The sequence below is a fragment of the Sphingobacterium lumbrici genome (genome assembly GCF_006476045.1).
In the GTDB taxonomy this organism is placed as follows: Bacteria; Bacteroidota; Bacteroidia; order Sphingobacteriales; family Sphingobacteriaceae; genus Sphingobacterium; species Sphingobacterium lumbrici.
Window position 1 is genome coordinate 151,503 of the sequence record NZ_SRZY01000011.1, and the last position, 17,151, is coordinate 168,653.

Consider the following 17,151-nt stretch of genomic DNA (forward strand, 5'->3'; position numbering starts at 1 on the left):
AAATACGAATGAAAATGCGAAAAATTTATTTTTGGATGATTTCTGTCTTCATTATTATAGGTTTGTGCACTATGTTTACAATAGAGTCGATAGCGCACTTGGCTAAAAGTGTATCCAATGAACAGATTGTAAAACAGTGGCCTTCACATCCTCGTTTGCTGTTTGCGAAAGAGGATGAAAAAGCAGTAAAAAAGCAAGTTGCTGACAATGCTTTAGCCAAGAAGTTGTATCAAAGATTATTGGAGGAGGCCGACTCTCTACTTGCGATGCCAGTACAGGAGTACGTGTTGCATCAAGGGTATATACAAGATATGCTAACTGTTAGTAGGGAGCAGGTGTATCGCACAATTACGTTATCGATGGCCTATCGTATGACCAATGATAAGCGTTATCTGAAAAAATGTGAAGTAGAACTGATCAATGTATGCAGATTTCCGAATTGGAATCCAGTACACTATCTAGATGTCGCCGAAATGACGACAGCCGTAGCCATAGGTTATGATTGGTTGTATGCAGATCTTGCCAAAGAAACACGTCAACTACTTGTTACTGCTATTAAAGAGAAAGCACTGAATTTAGCAGTTCAGGAGTATGAGAACGGAACATCGGGTTCATGGTCCAGGAGGGAGACCAACTGGAATGTCGTCTGTAATACGGGCATGGTGATGGGAGCCTTAGCCATAGCCGAATCTGAACCACAACTGGCACATCATATAGTGGAGAAGGCTGTAACATTTATTCCGAACTATTTAAAGCATTTTGCGCCAGATGGGGTGTGTTTTGAAGGCCCCGCTTATTGGGGATATTCCAATTCTTATTTATCAGTTTTACTTTCTGTCTTGCGATCCAATTTTGGGCAATATTTTGGATTGTCAGATTTGCCCGGAGTAAGACAAACGGTTACCTACTATTTGGATACCACTAGCCCTGCAGGTAAGATTTTTAATTTTGCTAATTCCAGTAGCACCTATCCTGAGATTAATCCAGTATATTTTTTCTTTAGTAAACAATTTAATCAGCCTGAAGCTGCGGTGGCTTATAGAAACATTTTGGATAATGTACTTAAAGAATCCGTTCTTCCGAGAAGACACTCCGTATTTTTCTTTTTAGCCTTAGCGTGGTTTGACAGTAGCATTCCGACATCATTACGGCCGGACAAAACTCTTAGGGTCTACAAAGGAATTAATGATATAGCTGTTTTTAAGACCGATTCTACTAAGCCTAATTCCATTTATTTAATCGCTAAAGGCGGAGATCCGGATGCAGCGCATCAGCAGATGGATGTAGGTACATTTATTGTCGAGTCAGACGGTGTGCGTTGGTCTGATGATCTTGGGTCAGATAGCTATGACTTGCCTGGTTTCTGGGACGGAAAACCGAATGGTAGAAGATGGAACTACTTTAAGAATTCGAATCTAAGTCACAATACATTGAGTATAGATGGTAAGATTCAATATGCAAAAGGTAACGGCAAGATTGTGGACTATAATGATCGATCCGATCAGCCTTACTTTGTTATCGATATGACTTCAGCCTACGAAGGGCAGGCCAGATCGGTGTTACGTACCTTCAAGCATTTGAATAATCAAAAAATAAGTATAAAGGATGAAATAGAGCTGGAAGAATCTTCTAGGCAAGTCATCTGGAATATGATCAGCAGCGCAGCTATAGCATGTAAAGGCGATGTAGCTATCTTGACCAAAAATGGAAAGCAATTACGTATTACCGCCAAAGGGCCTCAAGGTATAACATTCCAGATAAAGGAAATTCCGGCAGCAATTGATCTCAAGGAATATGCTATACAAGGGTATCAGTTGCTACAGGTTGTGGCAAGCGGGACGCAGAACATTGTTTTGGAAGTCGAATTAGAAAGTTTGCCCGTCACATCGTTTCGTTGACGAATCATAGTCTTGGAGATTGGGAACCATACGAATAAATTATAAACGATAAATTAGAATCAAAATGAACAAAACATTCCTATTATTATGCCTGCTGCCATTTTTTGCAGCATGTAACAAAAAAGAGATTCCGGTAGAAGAAGTTATCGAAACACCTACCCCTCCCCCTACGGAAGTTGAGGATACCGGCTATACAAGTGATCACGAGTATAATTTAAATGTTGTGTACTTTGTGCCCACGGATAATCCTGCCAAGTTAGACTATGAACGTAGACTAAGTGATATTATGTTATCAGCACAAACCTATTACGGCAATCAAATGAAGTTGAATGGATATGGCTTTAAAACCTTTGGATTGTTAACAAATAAGAGCAAAAAAAGGATAAAAATAATTACTATACAGGCGAAGTACACGCACGACAAATATACTACTGCTAACTTGAGTAATATACTTGCTGAAGTGGATGCATATTTTGTGAGCCACCCTGACGAAAAATCAGGAGTGCACAATCTTATCATCCTGCCTTCGCAGCCAAGCGGTGTCGGTAATCCCTATGTAGGTGTAGGAAGAAGCTGTTTTTGGCCTGACAGAGGGGAGGAAGTTAACAGTCCTACAGGGCTTGGTGGATTAATGCACGAATTGGGGCACGCCTTGAATTTGCCTCATAACAAAGAGCGAGAGTCAAGAGCAAAGTCTCCGAACTATGGAACTGCGCTAATGGGGAGTGGTAATGGTACGTACGGAAAATCCCCTACCTTTCTTACCGAAGCCGATTGCGCGATATTGAATACCAACCAGATTTTTCAAAAGACAACTTCTATCGAGTATTACGGTGTAGTAACGGCAAGTGTCAAATCTATTTACGCATCTTACTCAGCGGATAAACAAGCTATTATTGCGTCAGGAAAATTTACCAGCAGTGTTCCGGTTACCGCTGTTAATTATTACTTAGATCCTAATTATAATAATGAGGGAGTAGGCGTAGGTCACGACTATAATGCCGTCACCTGGAGTACGAAAGTAATAGGGACTGATAGTTTTTACGTGGAATTGCCGATGATTGAAATGAATGATATGTTTAAAGAGAATAATCCTGCAGAATTAAAAGTGAAGCTCATTCATGAAAACGGAAATATAACAAATGCTACTTATAATTTTAATTTTTTGAATAATATTCCAATGATTAATCTTCCATTAGCCGGATTTGATAAAAGCGAATGGAGCATAATTGATATTAGTTCGGAAGAAACCACAGCAGAGTTAAAACCAGCTAGTAATATGATAGATAATGACAATAGTACCTTTTGGTTTGCTAAGCATTCTGCGCCGGCCGCAGTCTTACCTCATCATGTTGCGATCGACCTGTCTCGTAATAATACTGCTGATGGTGTTACGATTCGCCAGCGGAATGATGTGTACCGAACAGTAAAAGATGTAGAGGTCCTGATCAGTTCGGATAATGTGAACTGGAGTTCTATTGGTAACTTTGTTGTACCACATGCTGCCGGTGACTTTAAAATTCCTTTTGGTTCTTCCAGAATATTCAGATATCTTAAGATAATTGTTAAGTCTAATCATGCTACTGCTACTGCGGACATAAACAAATCATGTATTGCCGAAATAGGATTGTATAGAGGCCAGTAGTTTATTATATCTATGTATTTTGCAATACCCCCATAAAGTTAAACACTTTATGGGGGTATTGCAGGTCTTATTTTTTCAAATAAGATACTTCTTTAACCGCTTTTACGACTTTAGTGATACTTGGTAATGAAGCTTCCACTAAGTTTGGCGCATACGCCAAAGGAACATCTGCAGATGTAACACGTGTTACAGGAGCATCTAAATAATCAAACGCATCTTTTTGTACACGGAAAGCAATCTCTGAAGAAATAGATGCCAAAGGCCATGCCTCTTCTACGACTACGAGTCGATTTGTTTTCTTAACAGAAGTGATGATTGCATCAAAATCAATTGGACGAACGGAACGTAAGTCGATTAATTCTACACTGATTCCTTCTTTGGCCAATTCTTCTACCGCAGGAATTGCTACACGAGGAACCATTTTGCCGAAAGAAACAACCGTAACATCGGTACCTTCTTTCACTACATTTGCTTTACCAATAGGTAGGTAGTATTCTTCTTCAGGCACTTCTCCTTTATCACCGTACATGACTTCGGATTCCATGAAGATTACAGGATCAGGATCAATGATAGAAGATTTTAATAAACCTTTTGCATCATAAGGATTGGAAGGGATAACTACTTTTAGACCAGGTGTATTTGCATACCAGTTTTCAAAGTTTTGTGAGTGTTGCGCGCCTAATTGTCCGGCATTACCTGTTGGTCCACGAAATACAATCGGACATGAAAATTGTCCGCCTGACATTTGGCGCAACTTCGCAGCAGCATTGATTACTTGGTCGATTGCTACTAGAGAGAAGTTGAATGTCATAAACTCAACGATTGGTTTCAAACCATTCATGGCAGCACCCACAGCGATACCTGCAAAACCTAATTCTGCAATTGGTGTATCAATTACACGTTTTGCTCCGAATTCATCCAGCATACCTTGGCTTACTTTATAAGCACCGTTATACTCTGCAACTTCTTCACCTAATAAAAATATAGTTTCATCTTTACGCATTTCTTCGTTCATAGCTTCACGAAGTGCTTCTCTGAATTGTATTTCTCTCATCAGTTTGTAAAATAGTGTCTTTTTTGTCGAATACGCAAAACTACTATTTAAAATTGATATTTCGTAATGAATACAGTGTTAAAAAGCATGATGTGTGTCATTTTTTGATGAGCGTTTGTGACTATCTAATAAATAGTTGTGTACTGGTTTTCGATAAACTTCTGTAGCCAAAGATTGAGGTTTTTGAGGGCTAATGGAATATCCCAAGTCTCCTTATTTCTTTTTTCTACGTAATTAGAAATGGCTCTGACTTGTATTGCGGCTATGTTTTCCTGCGAAGCGACATAATATACTGCAGCTCCTTCCATGCTTTCGATTTCTATTTGAGGCAGTCGGCTTCTAATTTTCAGGATACTTTTTTCGTTGCCGTGTGCGGTGTTGACACTTATCGCCTCCACCTGTGGTATATCCAGAATAATATTGGACGGAATAACACCTGTCCAGGAAGAAATTCCAAACCCCAATTCTTCCAAGGATAAAAACTGCTGATCGTCTTCGGCACCCAGTTCGGCAATGCTATCTTTACCGATATAAACCACATCTCCGATATTTTTACTGTTGCCGAAAGCTCCGGCTATACCAACGTTGAGAATAAGATCGTATTTATTTTTAATGAGCTCTTGTCCAAGATGGTAAGCTGTAGCCACCATTCCAACTCCTGTTATCAAATAGGGTATATTCCGGTTTTCCAATAGAGGAATACAAGGAAGAATTTCGTCTTTTGTAGCAGCTACTATTAATAGGGTCATATTATAGCGTAATGGATTTGAAGTGCTAAAATATAGTTTTTTAGGATTATCTTTGCATTATGGTATACATTACAAGACGAGAACGATTCAGTGCGGCGCATAAATTGCATCGTCAAGAATGGTCTTTGGAAAAGAATGAGGCAACATTTGGCAACTGTTCGAATCCCAATTGGCATGGACATAATTATGAATTATTTGTTACGGTAAAAGGCGAAATAAATCCCATTACCGGATTTTTGATCGACCTCAAGGTAATGAAAAAGATAATCAATTTGTATGTTATTGAGAAATTAGACCATAAAAATGTCAATTTGGATGTAGATTTCATGCAAGGGAAGATGGCCTCTACCGAAGTAATTGCCATGGAGATATTCCATGTTCTCAAACCATTATTTGAAGCAGAAAACGTCCAGTTACACTGTGTTAGATTACACGAAACAGAGAATAACGCTGTTGAATATTACGGCGAATAATCATAAAAATCAATTAGAAATGAGTAATCCTACGGATTTCAATGAAGAATTAGATGGCTATGTTAAGATAGACCAGTACAATACGCAGCACGTGGAACGTGTAGCAAATCATTATAAAGATATTTTAGAAGCACTAGGCGAAAACCCGAACCGGGAAGGCCTTCTAAAAACGCCGGAACGTGTAGCCAAAGCATTGCAGTTTTTGACACACGGTTATGACATTGATGCGGCAGAAGTCTTGAGAGGTGCGATGTTTGAAGAAGAATACAGCCAAATGGTAGTGGTTAAAGATATTGAGGTGTACTCGATGTGTGAACATCACATGTTGCCATTTTTTGGTAAAGCCCATATTGCATATATCCCCAACGGTCATATTGTTGGTTTAAGCAAGATTCCACGGGTGGTGGATATCTATGCACGTCGTTTACAGGTACAAGAGCGCCTGACGAATGAAATCCGCGATTGTATCCAACAGACATTGAATCCGGCGGGAGTAGCGGTAGTGATAGAATGTAAACACATGTGTATGGCCATGCGTGGTGTGCAGAAGCAAAATTCGGTGACGACAACTTCGGCTTTTACCGGTGCTTTTCAAAGTGATGTTACACGGTCGGAGTTTCTGAGACTGATTACTGCCTCGTTAGATTAGTTGGCTTACAAAATTAAACCCAACGCCTGTTGAATTGTCATCCCGAAATCATCAGAATATACACGATATAAAATAAGTTCAGTACATTTGCAGGTATGTTTCAAAATGAAGAGCAAATAAATTCTTATTTAGAGCAGACCTGCGATGATGAAAATGCGTTGTTGAGAAGGATAAATAGGGAGACTTATTTGAAAGAAACCATGCCCCACATGCTATCAGGGCATTATCAAGGACGGGTGCTTGCGATGCTGAGTAAACTGGTGTCGCCTAACCAAATTTTGGAAATAGGTACTTTTACCGGATATGCAACGTTATGTTTAGCGGAAGGGTTGCAGCAGGGAGGAGTATTACACACGATTGATATCAATGAAGAGCAGGAGGAACGTGTTTCCGGCTACTTTTTGGAATCGGAATATGCCATGAATATCAAATACCACATAGGAGACGCAGTGACGGTACTCCCTATGATTGAAGGCGATTTCGACTTGGTATTTATAGATGCGGATAAAAAGAGGAATTTAATTTATTTCAATATGCTGATTGACCGTGTACCCTCGGGTGGGTTAATCTTAATTGACAATGTGTTGTGGAAAGGCAAGGTTTTTGATGAAAAGCCGGATGTACAAACCCAACGGATTGTTGATTTAAATAGTACATTGGCAAAGGATCTACGGGTAGAAAAACTGATTTTGCCAATTAGAGATGGGCTTTTTGTGTTACGCAAAAAGTAATTGTTGAACTAAGAAAAGGATATGCAAAAATCGTTATGCAGCTGGATATTGCTGTTAATTGTATTGTGCTTGTCGTCTGTTACAATGACTTTTGGTCAGAAGAAATTTTCACCATCGAGTTATATTGATGAACACAAGGACGTTGCACAACAACTTATGCGTGAAACAGGTGTGCCAGCATCTGTGATTTTAGCGGTAGCTATTCATGAAAGTGCTTACGGGAATAGTAAAATCGCAAAACACTTAAACAATCACTTCGGAATCAAAGGAAAAAATAACAGTTCGGTGATTCGCTCGGCTTATAAAGGGTATGAATCTGCGTTATCTTCTTACCGTGATTTTGTAGCGTTATTACAAAGGAAAAAAGCTACTCAACCTTTATTCGAAAGTCGTTCTTCCACGGATTACCAATCTTGGATAGCGGGTATTGCCCGTTCCGGATATTCGGTAAGTGGAGATTGGAAAAGCAGGGTGTTGTCTATGGTCAATCGATATGATCTTGACCAGTATGACCTAAAAGTCGAGTAGAATCACATATCCCCGTATTGGATGAAATCATATCTATCTATATTAGTCTTTGCTCTTCTGTTGACTTCTTGTGCAAGTAAGCGAGGAGCTGTCTTGAGAAATCCGAATGACAGAGCCGACGGATATAAGGGAACAGTTAATACGAATAGAACTATAAAATCGACTTCTGTTTCCGGTTTAGCCTATATTGATCAGTACAAGGGTATCGCGATACGCGAAATGAATCAATACGGTATTCCTGCCAGTATCAAATTAGCCCAAGCCTTGTTGGAATCCGGCAATGGCAATAGTTACCTTGCCCGGGAGGCGAATAACCATTTCGGTATTAAATGTGGTGGAGTCTGGAATGGGAAAAGTATCACTAGAGATGATGACAATCCCAATGATTGTTTTAGGGTATATGGTAATCCTGAAGAATCTTTTAAAGATCATTCACAATTTCTACTTCGGAAACGATATGAAAAGCTCTTTACCCTAGATAAAGATGACTATAAAGGTTGGGCACGGGGATTGAAAGAGGCGGGGTACGCTACGAATCCACGTTACCCTGAGCTGTTGATTGATCTGATAGAACGCTATCAGTTACAACAATATGATCGTACCGAAACGTTTGTAGAAAAAGAAAAAAGAGAAGAGAAAGTGGTTGAAATGATTGAGGTTAAGACGGAAAGCGAACCGCCGATACAAACCGAAAAAATGAAATCGCCCGTTGCGATGGTTATTCACGAAGTAAGATCTTCTGAAACACTGTATTCTTTGAGTAAGCGCTATAATGTCTCCGTAGAACAAATTAAGCAGCTGAATGCAATGGGATCCGACAACCTTTCTGTGGGACAATTGTTGGTCATTTCCAAATAGCTTTAAAAGTTGTTAAATTGTTGACAAATAATTAATCAAAAATGTAGTTTTACATTTGTGATGTTAGGAGCGAAAATCAAACTTTTACTCGTGTTAATTCTTCTACCTTTTTGCGCGAGTTCGCAGGAAAGGGTGGAGGGGATCACTTTTGATGCAGATACCAAACAACGTATCGGTAAGGTTTTGATTATCAATGCTCGTACAGGAGAGAACGTGTTCAATAATTTGCGAGGCGAATTTGGTATTCATGTGAAAATGGGGGACCATTTAATTGCGAGCAAAGAAAATTATTATGGAGATACCTTAGTTTATGAAGGACATAAAGTGCTTTTGTTTTATCTGAAACGTGCGACTATTTACATTGACCCGGTAACGGTGACAGGTAAAAAGTCTCCGGAAGAGATCCTCGCTCAACGACGTAAAGACTATGATAAAGCTTATAAATTGGCCGATCCGGGTGATATTTTTTCCGTGGGCCAGAACGGAGCTGGCCTTAGTATAAATGCGGTATACAATTTGCTGAGTAAGGAAGGTAAAAGCGCGCGCAGATTGACAAATTTTTTTCAAAGGGAATATGAAGAAAATGTGATCGATCAGCGTTTTACCAAGGAAATTGTTACAAGCGTTACGGGGTTGGAAGGGACTTTATTAGATAATTTTATGCTGCGGTTTAGACCGTCCTACTTTTTTTCGAAAACAGCAGGGTACTACCAAATGACAGAATATATTAAAAGTAAGTATGAAATGTTTAAATTGAATCCAAATTACAGACCTTTACCAAAATTACCCATACATTTAATCGATGAAACGGAGATGTAAATATTATTTGACATACAGTTCAAATAGCATTACAACGAGCTCTCATCAGCATAAAGAAAGCCGAGCGTAAGCGAGCTTATTGAAACTTAAAAGCATAGAATTGTCAATAATTAAATCGATGAAAAATTAATATACTATTTATGAAGCATACATCTTTACTCCTGTTTTTTTTACTAAGCCTTTTTAGCTTCGAGTCGGTCGCTCAAGTGAATCTGAAAGACCTTCGGGAAAAACCGGATACCAATATTGCAGACCATGATACGACTAAGGGCTTAAAGATCAACCCGATTAATGTGCCTATTCCAAAGCTGAATTTGGAAGTAAACTATTGGAAGCATTGGAGCAAATTTGGTATAAATGTTAATCAGGCTTATTTCAATGAAGAGTGGAATGCGGGGGGAGTCAATTCCATTTCCTTAGGGGGCAATATATGGCATAAGTCGGATTATACTAGGGATAATTTTAATTTTGTTACAGAAGTCGACTTAAGATATGGAAAGATCAAGAACAAAGATCAATTGGCAAAAAAGAATAATGACCGGATTTTTTGGGATAATAAATTAGCCTATAAGTTGTCACAGAGTTGGGGGCTTTATTTTTCTTTCACCTTTGAATCACAGCTTGATGCAGGTTATAGATATACAAAGAGAAATGAGGGTGAAGAGGTTATTGAAGTTATCGATACGATTACCAGTAACTTCATGGCTCCGGGTTATTTTACGGAATCTTTTGGTTTGGAGTATAAGCCGGATAAGACTTTTTCGTTGCGTTTAGGTACGGGGACAGCCAGACAGACGTTAATTTTAGATAATCGATTAAAGCCTCTTGAAGGGCAAACGAGATTTGGTATTGAGGGTGGAAAACATTTTAAAAATGATCTGGCCTTCCAGCTTACAGCTAATTTGGATAGAAATTTAGCGAAAAACTTAAACTTGAAGTCGCGCTATAACATGTTTGCCGACTACAAGGATCTGAAGGATCCGGATCATCGGTTGGATGCAACACTAACGGCAAAAATAACGAGTTTAGTGAACGTATCGATTACCGGAATAATGGTGTATAATTCGGATGAAAAGCCCGGTGTGCAATTGAGTCAGGCATTAGCTATGGGCATTGTCTATTCATTACCGAGATAAAGGGATTAGATAAGAATGAAATTAAATTTACTTTGTTTATTGGTATTTGTTCTCTGTTTAGTGGGATGCGGGACAAAAAATAAGGTTTTACAGTCTGCATCGATTGTAAAGCCTGTGGATATATCTGGAACACCGGATACCATTGTTCCCGAGGTAAATTTAATAGTAGACTCACCAATCGTGGTCTTGAAATCTGCTGTAGATACGTTGTCATCAGATCAACGGTTTTCGGAACGAGTGTTAACTCCGGAAGAAAAGATACAAGAACAAAAAAGAACAGGAATCCACAAAGGGGCAGATTGGGCTAGCGCCATTCATTATGATTTGCGTAAGCCTAATTTTGTTATTATTCATCATACTGCTCAGAATAGTGTAGCACAAACTATTCGTACGTTTCAGGTGGAGCATTCGAAAGTCAGTGCGCATTATGTTATCGGTCGTGATGGACGAGTTATACAGATGCTCAACGACTATGATCGGGCATGGCATGCGGGGCGGTCTAAGTGGGGGCAAATCACGGACATGAATTCCATGTCTATAGGGATAGAACTGGATAATAATGGAAAAGAGCCCTTTCCTGATCCTCAGATCAATTCATTACTACTGCTACTTGATACCTTAAAGACAAAATATACCATTCCGCACACTAATTTCATCGGCCATGCAGATATTGCTCCCACTAGAAAGGACGATCCGAATGTGTTTTTTCCATGGAAATTATTGGCAGAAAGAGGATTTGGTGTTTGGTATGATGAAAGCTTTTTGATTCAACCTCCTTTTAACTTTAGCCCTATTGATGCGCTTAAGATAATAGGATACGATGTCAGTAATGAGGCGGCGGCTATCAAGGCTTTTAAACGCAAATTTATTATTAAAGAAGTGAACGAAATTCTGACGGCCTATGACCGAACCGTTTTATACAATATCTATAAGAGATATTATTGATCTGTTGCTGCTTTCTTGAAATTCCGGTCTTTCCAAATAGATTGCAGTATTAAGCCTATAACGATGACTGCAATACAACCGATTAAGTTGAGCCATAAAAAAGCGATCACATCTAATTTCCATATCGTGACAACCACCACCTCGGATAGCAGGGCTGCCCAAAAGACTGCCTGTCCTTTTATACGCTTGAAATAGAAAGCGACGAGAAATATGCCAAGAATAGTACCGTAGAAAAGAGAGCCCAGGATATTCACTGCTTCGAGAAGATTGCCTAGTTTGCTGGCATATAATGCGATGATTACGGTAAATATACCCCACAAAAGTGTAAATAGTCGTGACGCTCTTAAATAGTTTGTTTCAGACCCACTCTTACTAACGAAGCGTTTATATATATCTATTGTCGTGGTCGAAGCTAAGGAGTTGATGGCACTTGCAGTGGCTCCCATAGATGCCAGAAAAATAATAGCCATGAGAAGACCGATAAATCCTTTGGGAAATGTGGAGGTAATAAAAGATAAAAAGATATAATTGTTATCATTCGTATCAGCATTGGCATCGTTTTTCTTTATTAAAGTGATGACCTGCTCCCTTAATTGTGTTCCCGCTTCATTGAGCTGAGCGAGTTTTTTTCTGCTCGCATTTACTTGCTCGTCATCACCTTGATTGACGCTTTCGGTTAGCTTGTGAATAATCACTGTTTTTTCAGCGCTTAATTTCTGATGATCCTCCAATATCGTATTATACTCGTCTTTGTATTCGCTTTTGAGCAATTTATCAGTTTCCAGTCCATTGAAAAAAATAGGTGGGGTATGGTATTGATAATAGGCAAATACGAGAATTCCGATCAGTAGAATACAGAATTGCATAGGCACTTTTAGAAGCCCATTCATCAATAAACCTATCCTACTGTCGCGAATAGAAGAGCCTGTAAGGTATCGTCCTACTTGACTCTGATCGGTTCCAAAATAAGACAGTTGCAAGAAAAAACCGCCAATTAATCCGGTCCATACCGTATATTGATTGCTAAGGTCGAATGTAAAATCAATGGCATTCGTTTTACCCGATTTTCCGGCAATATGAAGAGCTTCTCTTAACCCAATATCAGTGGGTAATAAGTGTATAACCATAAATCCTGCCGCAAGCAAGCTACTAAATATGATAGCCATTTGCAGTAGCTGCGTATATGAGACCGCTTTTGTTCCCCCATAGACTGTATATAGCACCACCATGCTTCCAATAACCAAGGTGGTATAAGTTACATCAATATGTAAGATGGTGGACAATATAATGGAAGGTGCGAAGATGGTAATACCGGTAGATATGCCGCGTTGGATTAAGAACAATGTTGCTGTAAGGGATCTGGTTTTGATATCAAATCTTTTTTCTAGAAACTCGTATGCGGTATATACTTTAAGCCGATGAAATATGGGGACAAATGTGATACAGAGTACAATCATCGCCAGCGGTAAACCGAAATAGAATTGTACGAAACTCATCCCCGAAGAATAGGCTAAACCTGGTGCAGACAAAAATGTAATGGCACTGGCTTGAGTGGCCATCACGGAAAATCCGACATTATACCAAGGTAAAGAACGGTTACCAAGCAGGTAACCATCAATGTTTTTGATATTTCTGCTTTTGAATATCCCGAAAAGAATAATCAAAAGTAACGTAATAAAAAGTACTATCCAGTCAATAGTACTCATGAATAGTATAGGGTAAACAGATACATGAATAAGATACACACCACGAGCCAAGCCACAACTAGAAGGTAGAATTGTCGCCAGCTACGTATGAATGGTGGTAATCTCTTATCTGTCATGCGGTTTTTGTGGTAATATATACGAGTTGAATAAAATGGCAATAATCAATCCGACCACAGCGCCACCTATAATGCTTAAGAAAGTTTCATTTGCAGCGAAAGAGATTAAAGCACCAAATATTACCCCTATTAATAAGATTACACTTTTTACGTTTAATGATTTAGTTTCAGTTGCTTGATTTTCCATATTATAAACTTAGATATATTTTCATTTTTATTAAGTGCAAATATATCGATTTCTCCCCTGTCTTTGAGAATTTATTTATAGTGGAATATGACATATTACTCTTTAGTCAATAAATTTATAAATAATCTATAAGCTCCGGGGACTCCAGCCGGTAATTGTCTGAAAAAGGATAGCGAGGTATATACAAATTTACCTTTACCATAAGGGGCTATCAATAGTGCACCATTGTTCTGTTTTTCGTCTTTGTCATGCATCAGGAGTGGGGTCCGGTAATTCTTGTCTATTTTGTCGGCAAAATAGAGCCCTCTCTCCTGTACCCAGCCTGAGAAATCCGAATCTGATATCTCGTTTGGATAATTTAATGCAGGGTCTTTTGTGTCGAACTTTACTATGGCATCTTCTTCTGTGACCCGATCTCGTGATAAAGAAAATGGGAATGGTCCGATCTGGTCAATATAGAGCTTAGAATTGACATTATACTGTAGCAATACCACGCCTCCTTGATGGACATAATCCATTAGTACTTTTTTTACCGCTGGAGCTTGTGTATTGGTATTGAAATAACGGACGCCGACCACTATGGCATCATACTGATTCAATACCTGAATAGATAGGGGGCGACCGTTTAAGTTGGTTACCTCTATGTCGATTTCGTTTAGTGCCTGGGGGATCATGTCTCCGGCACCGGGGATATAGCCTATCGTCTTTACTGTATTAGTTAAAGTAATACGCTGCAAATCTACTGTTGCTTTCGGAAACCAGGTGACAAGAGGAATATGTTCATGGTTTATGGTCTTGATTGATTTAAGGATCTCCCCATTCCAGCTCAATTGTAGGATCGAACGCTGACTATCTGCCCCTGTCGGTTTGATGCGTACAGTACGCGTCACTACACGCTCATTCCCAAAATTGAGAGAGAGCTGTTGCGGCAAGATTTCCCAACCTTGTAGTCTTGATAAGTCGATTTGAAAATTGTCTTTGCTGTCGTCTTGACGTTCAAAGGTGATTTTCACCGTTTTTTCCTCTCCATTAATGGATAACATGATCGGTGAAGCAATATCTGCTGTTAATGTAGGCGTAATCGCAATTGGACTGTATATCTCTCCGCGAACCGGATCCACAGTCCGGTATTGGATATTTTGTGTCCTGCTTATTTCTTTCCCGTTTATCATGAAAGTAAACGTAACTGTAGGCCGTATTGGATTTGTCGGGTATCCTACATCCTCTGGTCTCACATCAAACTTGCCTAAAGAATGTTCCCTTTCTAACCAATACGGTTGAGTTATGTTGGGCGAAATATAACTGTGCTGTGCTTTCCAGGATACATTTGTTGTTAGTGTTTTGTCAACTTTTCCTAAAGTTGTTTTAATAAGCTGTACCTGTAGGTTTGGTCTTCTCGCTATTGCTTCTAGGGAGATCTCAAAGTTTTTATTTACCGCGTATTGCGGGGATGAGGTGAAGGCATCTGTCCATATACCTGCACAAGCTACAATGATCTCTTCTATTTCTTTTGTTTTCTGCTCTTTCCAATAGCTGTCTGCAATTTGTTGTACCCGTTCACGTAACTCAAAAAGGGCGGATATACTTTTCTCAGGTTGTGAGGGAATAAATTCGGTGATTATCTTGTTTACCAAAGACTGTATAGGTTGAGAATCAGGGATTCTGGCCCATGTGGTCTCTATATCATCCATAAGATCCTTTTCTGCGCTATCACCCGCCACATGCTCAAAATATTCTATACTACTGCCTCGGGTGCTGGCTGCTCCAAAGCCTTGACTCTTATGTTGTGACCTGCTACGTGCCGCGATCTCGCCATAAGACTCTCCAAGTAGTGGACTATATGCGCCGATATCTGCCTTTAGTTGATTTTCAGCGGTATTGTTCATCCCTCCGAAATTAGCGGTATTCCACAGTAATCTCTTGGCTTTCCACGGTACTACCTGTGTAAGTTGTTCGGTGAACCGAGCCGGATCAGCTGCGGCAATGAAGGCTTCGTGTGCTAACATGGCAGACGCTTGATGGTGTCCGTGTCCTCCACGTTTATCCGGAGGGAATCTGTTGATAATGATATCAGGCCGAAATTTACGGATAATCCATACGGCTTCGCGCAAAGCAGTCTCCTTGTCCCAAAAATCAAAGGTCTCGGTATGTGTTTTGGAAAAGCCAAAGTCATAAGCAGAACTGAAAAATTGTTCTCCTTTATCGGTAGCACGGGCAGCCAATAGTTCTTGTGTACGGATAAGTCCTAAATCAATGCCCTGTTCAGTCCCAATAAGGTTTTGACCACCGTCGCCTCGGGTTAAAGACAGGTAGCCTGTTCTATATTTCCGCTCTTGGGCAAGCCAAGCTATAAGACGTGTGTTTTCATCGTCTGGGTGGGCGGCAAAGTAGAGAACAGAACCCAGGGTATTAAGCTTTTGAAGCCTAATCATAATTTCGTTAACAGGAATATTGCCGTGTTGAGATTTCACCACAACATTAAACGAACCTATAAATAGGAATAAAAAGAGAATTTTTCTAAGCATTCATAAATATACAGGTTTAGCTTAAAGATTCTATTTTTGACAGAATTTAACAGTGTAATATTATTATTGTACTTGCAGTCTTTGAATAAAGGACACACGATATATTTCTGACATTTATTTCATAAGCTATGGCCAATGGATGCAGAGCATTAATTATTTTTTTTGCGTGAATTGCCATTAAACGGACAGGGCGGCAACTTATACGGATCGGGATTTGGTCGAACTCTTAAAAACGGATAGTCATCTGGCTTTCAAAGAGATTTATAGCCGATATTGGGTTATCCTGTATTTCCGGGCTATCTTTTGCCTCTAAGAGTTTGTTTATGGAGTAAAAATAATAAAAGGAACCAAAATTTATTTGATTCCTTTTACCAACAATTAAAAATCTTTTTGTCTTAAAACAGTGATGCGTCTAATGTAGTGGTATTAAATGCGTGTTCAGTTCAAACTCACCAGCTTTAAGGGAGTAACCTTTCAACTATAGTAAAAGTACTATAAAAAGAATAATATAACGGTATTTTTTGTTAAATAAATTTTCCACATAAACTGAGTTATGAACAAAATCTTACTTATCTATTGATCCTAATACCCGTTTCATGAAAGAATTCAATGCTTCTTTTTTAGGTGTACCTTCTTTGATCAGTTTATTTACCTCTACGGCTCCATACATATTCGATATCAATTCGCCAATAACGTTGAGCTCTTCGTCTTTTAAAGATGATACTTCTGTCAGAGTTTCTAAGGTCTCGATAGTTTCTAAAACGAAGTCTACATCGTTTTGCTCTATGAAATCAGTTAGGTGCTTAATTACTGGTAACTTCATTTAATAAATCAATTAATCCTTCAATTTTGTTTGTTTGTACTTGATTTACCAATTTACCATTTTTGAAGGCAGCGAAAGTAGGCAGATTATTTACGTTAGCTAATTTTCTTGACTCAGGAAACTTTTCAGCATCGACGATGATAAAAGAGATTTGCTCATTCTCCGTTGCTAGTTTCTTGAATTTTGGTTTCATAATGCGGCAATTACCACACCATGATGCAGAATATTGTACCATTACCGTATCGCTACTACTTACAGCCTCTTGTAATGAGTCGTTTTCTAATTCCTTTAACATGATAATATCTTTGA

General features: G+C 39.1%; 17 protein-coding genes. 10 read left to right on the forward strand and 7 right to left on the reverse strand.

Features of this window, described 5'->3' with window-relative positions; all coding sequences use genetic code 11:
- Nucleotides 1-71: 71 nt before the first annotated feature.
- Nucleotides 72-1,898, forward strand: a complete 1,827-nt coding sequence (locus E4F24_RS02680) for a heparinase II/III domain-containing protein (RefSeq protein WP_181182341.1) — start codon at nucleotides 72-74, stop codon at nucleotides 1,896-1,898.
- 64 nt (nucleotides 1,899-1,962) lie between these two features.
- Nucleotides 1,963-3,543, forward strand: a complete 1,581-nt coding sequence (locus E4F24_RS02685; protein WP_140937053.1) for a discoidin domain-containing protein — start codon at nucleotides 1,963-1,965, stop codon at nucleotides 3,541-3,543.
- A gap of 67 nt (nucleotides 3,544-3,610) precedes the next feature.
- Here the strand turns inward: E4F24_RS02685 and E4F24_RS02690 are convergent, their stop codons facing one another.
- Together E4F24_RS02690 and mqnB are read right to left on the reverse strand one after the other, a co-directional pair.
- Nucleotides 3,611-4,597 carry a pyruvate dehydrogenase complex E1 component subunit beta gene (locus tag E4F24_RS02690; RefSeq protein WP_140937054.1) on the reverse strand — a complete coding sequence of 329 codons (987 nt, stop codon included), beginning with the start codon at nucleotides 4,595-4,597 and terminating at the stop codon, nucleotides 3,611-3,613.
- A 125-nt stretch (nucleotides 4,598-4,722) separates the two neighbouring features.
- Complete coding sequence (gene mqnB / locus E4F24_RS02695; protein WP_140937055.1) at nucleotides 4,723-5,346, reverse strand: futalosine hydrolase; 624 nt, start codon at nucleotides 5,344-5,346, stop codon at nucleotides 4,723-4,725.
- Between the two features lie 59 nt (nucleotides 5,347-5,405).
- On the opposite strand from mqnB, the gene E4F24_RS02700 reads away from it, so the two are divergent.
- From E4F24_RS02700 to E4F24_RS02735, 8 genes are all read left to right on the forward strand, one after another.
- On the forward strand, nucleotides 5,406-5,819 hold the full coding sequence (locus E4F24_RS02700; protein ID WP_140937056.1) for a 6-pyruvoyl trahydropterin synthase family protein: 414 nt from the start codon (nucleotides 5,406-5,408) through the stop codon (nucleotides 5,817-5,819).
- Between the two features lie 19 nt (nucleotides 5,820-5,838).
- The gene (folE, locus tag E4F24_RS02705; RefSeq protein ID WP_140937057.1) at nucleotides 5,839-6,468 is read left to right on the forward strand and encodes a GTP cyclohydrolase I FolE; all 630 of its coding nucleotides are present in this window, start codon (nucleotides 5,839-5,841) and stop codon (nucleotides 6,466-6,468) included.
- A 95-nt stretch (nucleotides 6,469-6,563) separates the two neighbouring features.
- The gene (locus E4F24_RS02710; RefSeq protein ID WP_140937058.1) at nucleotides 6,564-7,199 is read left to right on the forward strand and encodes an O-methyltransferase; all 636 of its coding nucleotides are present in this window, start codon (nucleotides 6,564-6,566) and stop codon (nucleotides 7,197-7,199) included.
- Nucleotides 7,200-7,220: 21 nt separating this feature from the next.
- Nucleotides 7,221-7,727, forward strand: a complete 507-nt coding sequence (locus E4F24_RS02715) for a glucosaminidase domain-containing protein (protein ID WP_140937059.1) — start codon at nucleotides 7,221-7,223, stop codon at nucleotides 7,725-7,727.
- Nucleotides 7,728-7,748: 21 nt separating this feature from the next.
- The gene (locus E4F24_RS02720) at nucleotides 7,749-8,585 is read left to right on the forward strand and encodes a glucosaminidase domain-containing protein (protein ID WP_140937060.1); all 837 of its coding nucleotides are present in this window, start codon (nucleotides 7,749-7,751) and stop codon (nucleotides 8,583-8,585) included.
- A gap of 60 nt (nucleotides 8,586-8,645) precedes the next feature.
- A complete protein-coding gene (locus tag E4F24_RS02725) occupies nucleotides 8,646-9,404 on the forward strand; it encodes a hypothetical protein (protein ID WP_140937061.1) in 759 nt (252 codons plus the stop codon).
- Nucleotides 9,405-9,544: 140 nt separating this feature from the next.
- Entirely contained in the window at nucleotides 9,545-10,540 is a 996-nt protein-coding gene (locus E4F24_RS02730) for a DUF3078 domain-containing protein (protein ID WP_140937062.1), read from the forward strand.
- A 15-nt stretch (nucleotides 10,541-10,555) separates the two neighbouring features.
- Entirely contained in the window at nucleotides 10,556-11,485 is a 930-nt protein-coding gene (locus tag E4F24_RS02735) for an N-acetylmuramoyl-L-alanine amidase (RefSeq protein ID WP_140937063.1), read from the forward strand.
- On the opposite strand, the gene E4F24_RS02740 is transcribed toward E4F24_RS02735, so the two are convergent.
- From E4F24_RS02740 to E4F24_RS02760, 5 genes are all read right to left on the reverse strand, one after another.
- The gene (locus E4F24_RS02740; protein ID WP_140937064.1) at nucleotides 11,479-13,191 is read right to left on the reverse strand and encodes a sodium:solute symporter family protein; all 1,713 of its coding nucleotides are present in this window, start codon (nucleotides 13,189-13,191) and stop codon (nucleotides 11,479-11,481) included. The genes E4F24_RS02735 and E4F24_RS02740 overlap by 7 nt on opposite strands.
- Nucleotides 13,192-13,296: 105 nt before the next feature.
- Nucleotides 13,297-13,494, reverse strand: a complete 198-nt coding sequence (locus E4F24_RS02745; protein ID WP_140937065.1) for a hypothetical protein — start codon at nucleotides 13,492-13,494, stop codon at nucleotides 13,297-13,299.
- A 95-nt stretch (nucleotides 13,495-13,589) separates the two neighbouring features.
- Nucleotides 13,590-16,019, reverse strand: a complete 2,430-nt coding sequence (locus E4F24_RS02750) for a PIG-L family deacetylase (protein WP_140937066.1) — start codon at nucleotides 16,017-16,019, stop codon at nucleotides 13,590-13,592.
- A gap of 565 nt (nucleotides 16,020-16,584) precedes the next feature.
- A complete protein-coding gene (locus E4F24_RS02755) occupies nucleotides 16,585-16,842 on the reverse strand; it encodes a DUF6952 family protein (protein ID WP_140937067.1) in 258 nt (85 codons plus the stop codon).
- Nucleotides 16,823-17,137, reverse strand: a complete 315-nt coding sequence (locus E4F24_RS02760; RefSeq protein ID WP_140937068.1) for a thioredoxin family protein — start codon at nucleotides 17,135-17,137, stop codon at nucleotides 16,823-16,825. The genes E4F24_RS02755 and E4F24_RS02760 overlap by 20 nt, the downstream gene beginning before the upstream one ends.
- Nucleotides 17,138-17,151 lie beyond the last annotated feature (14 nt).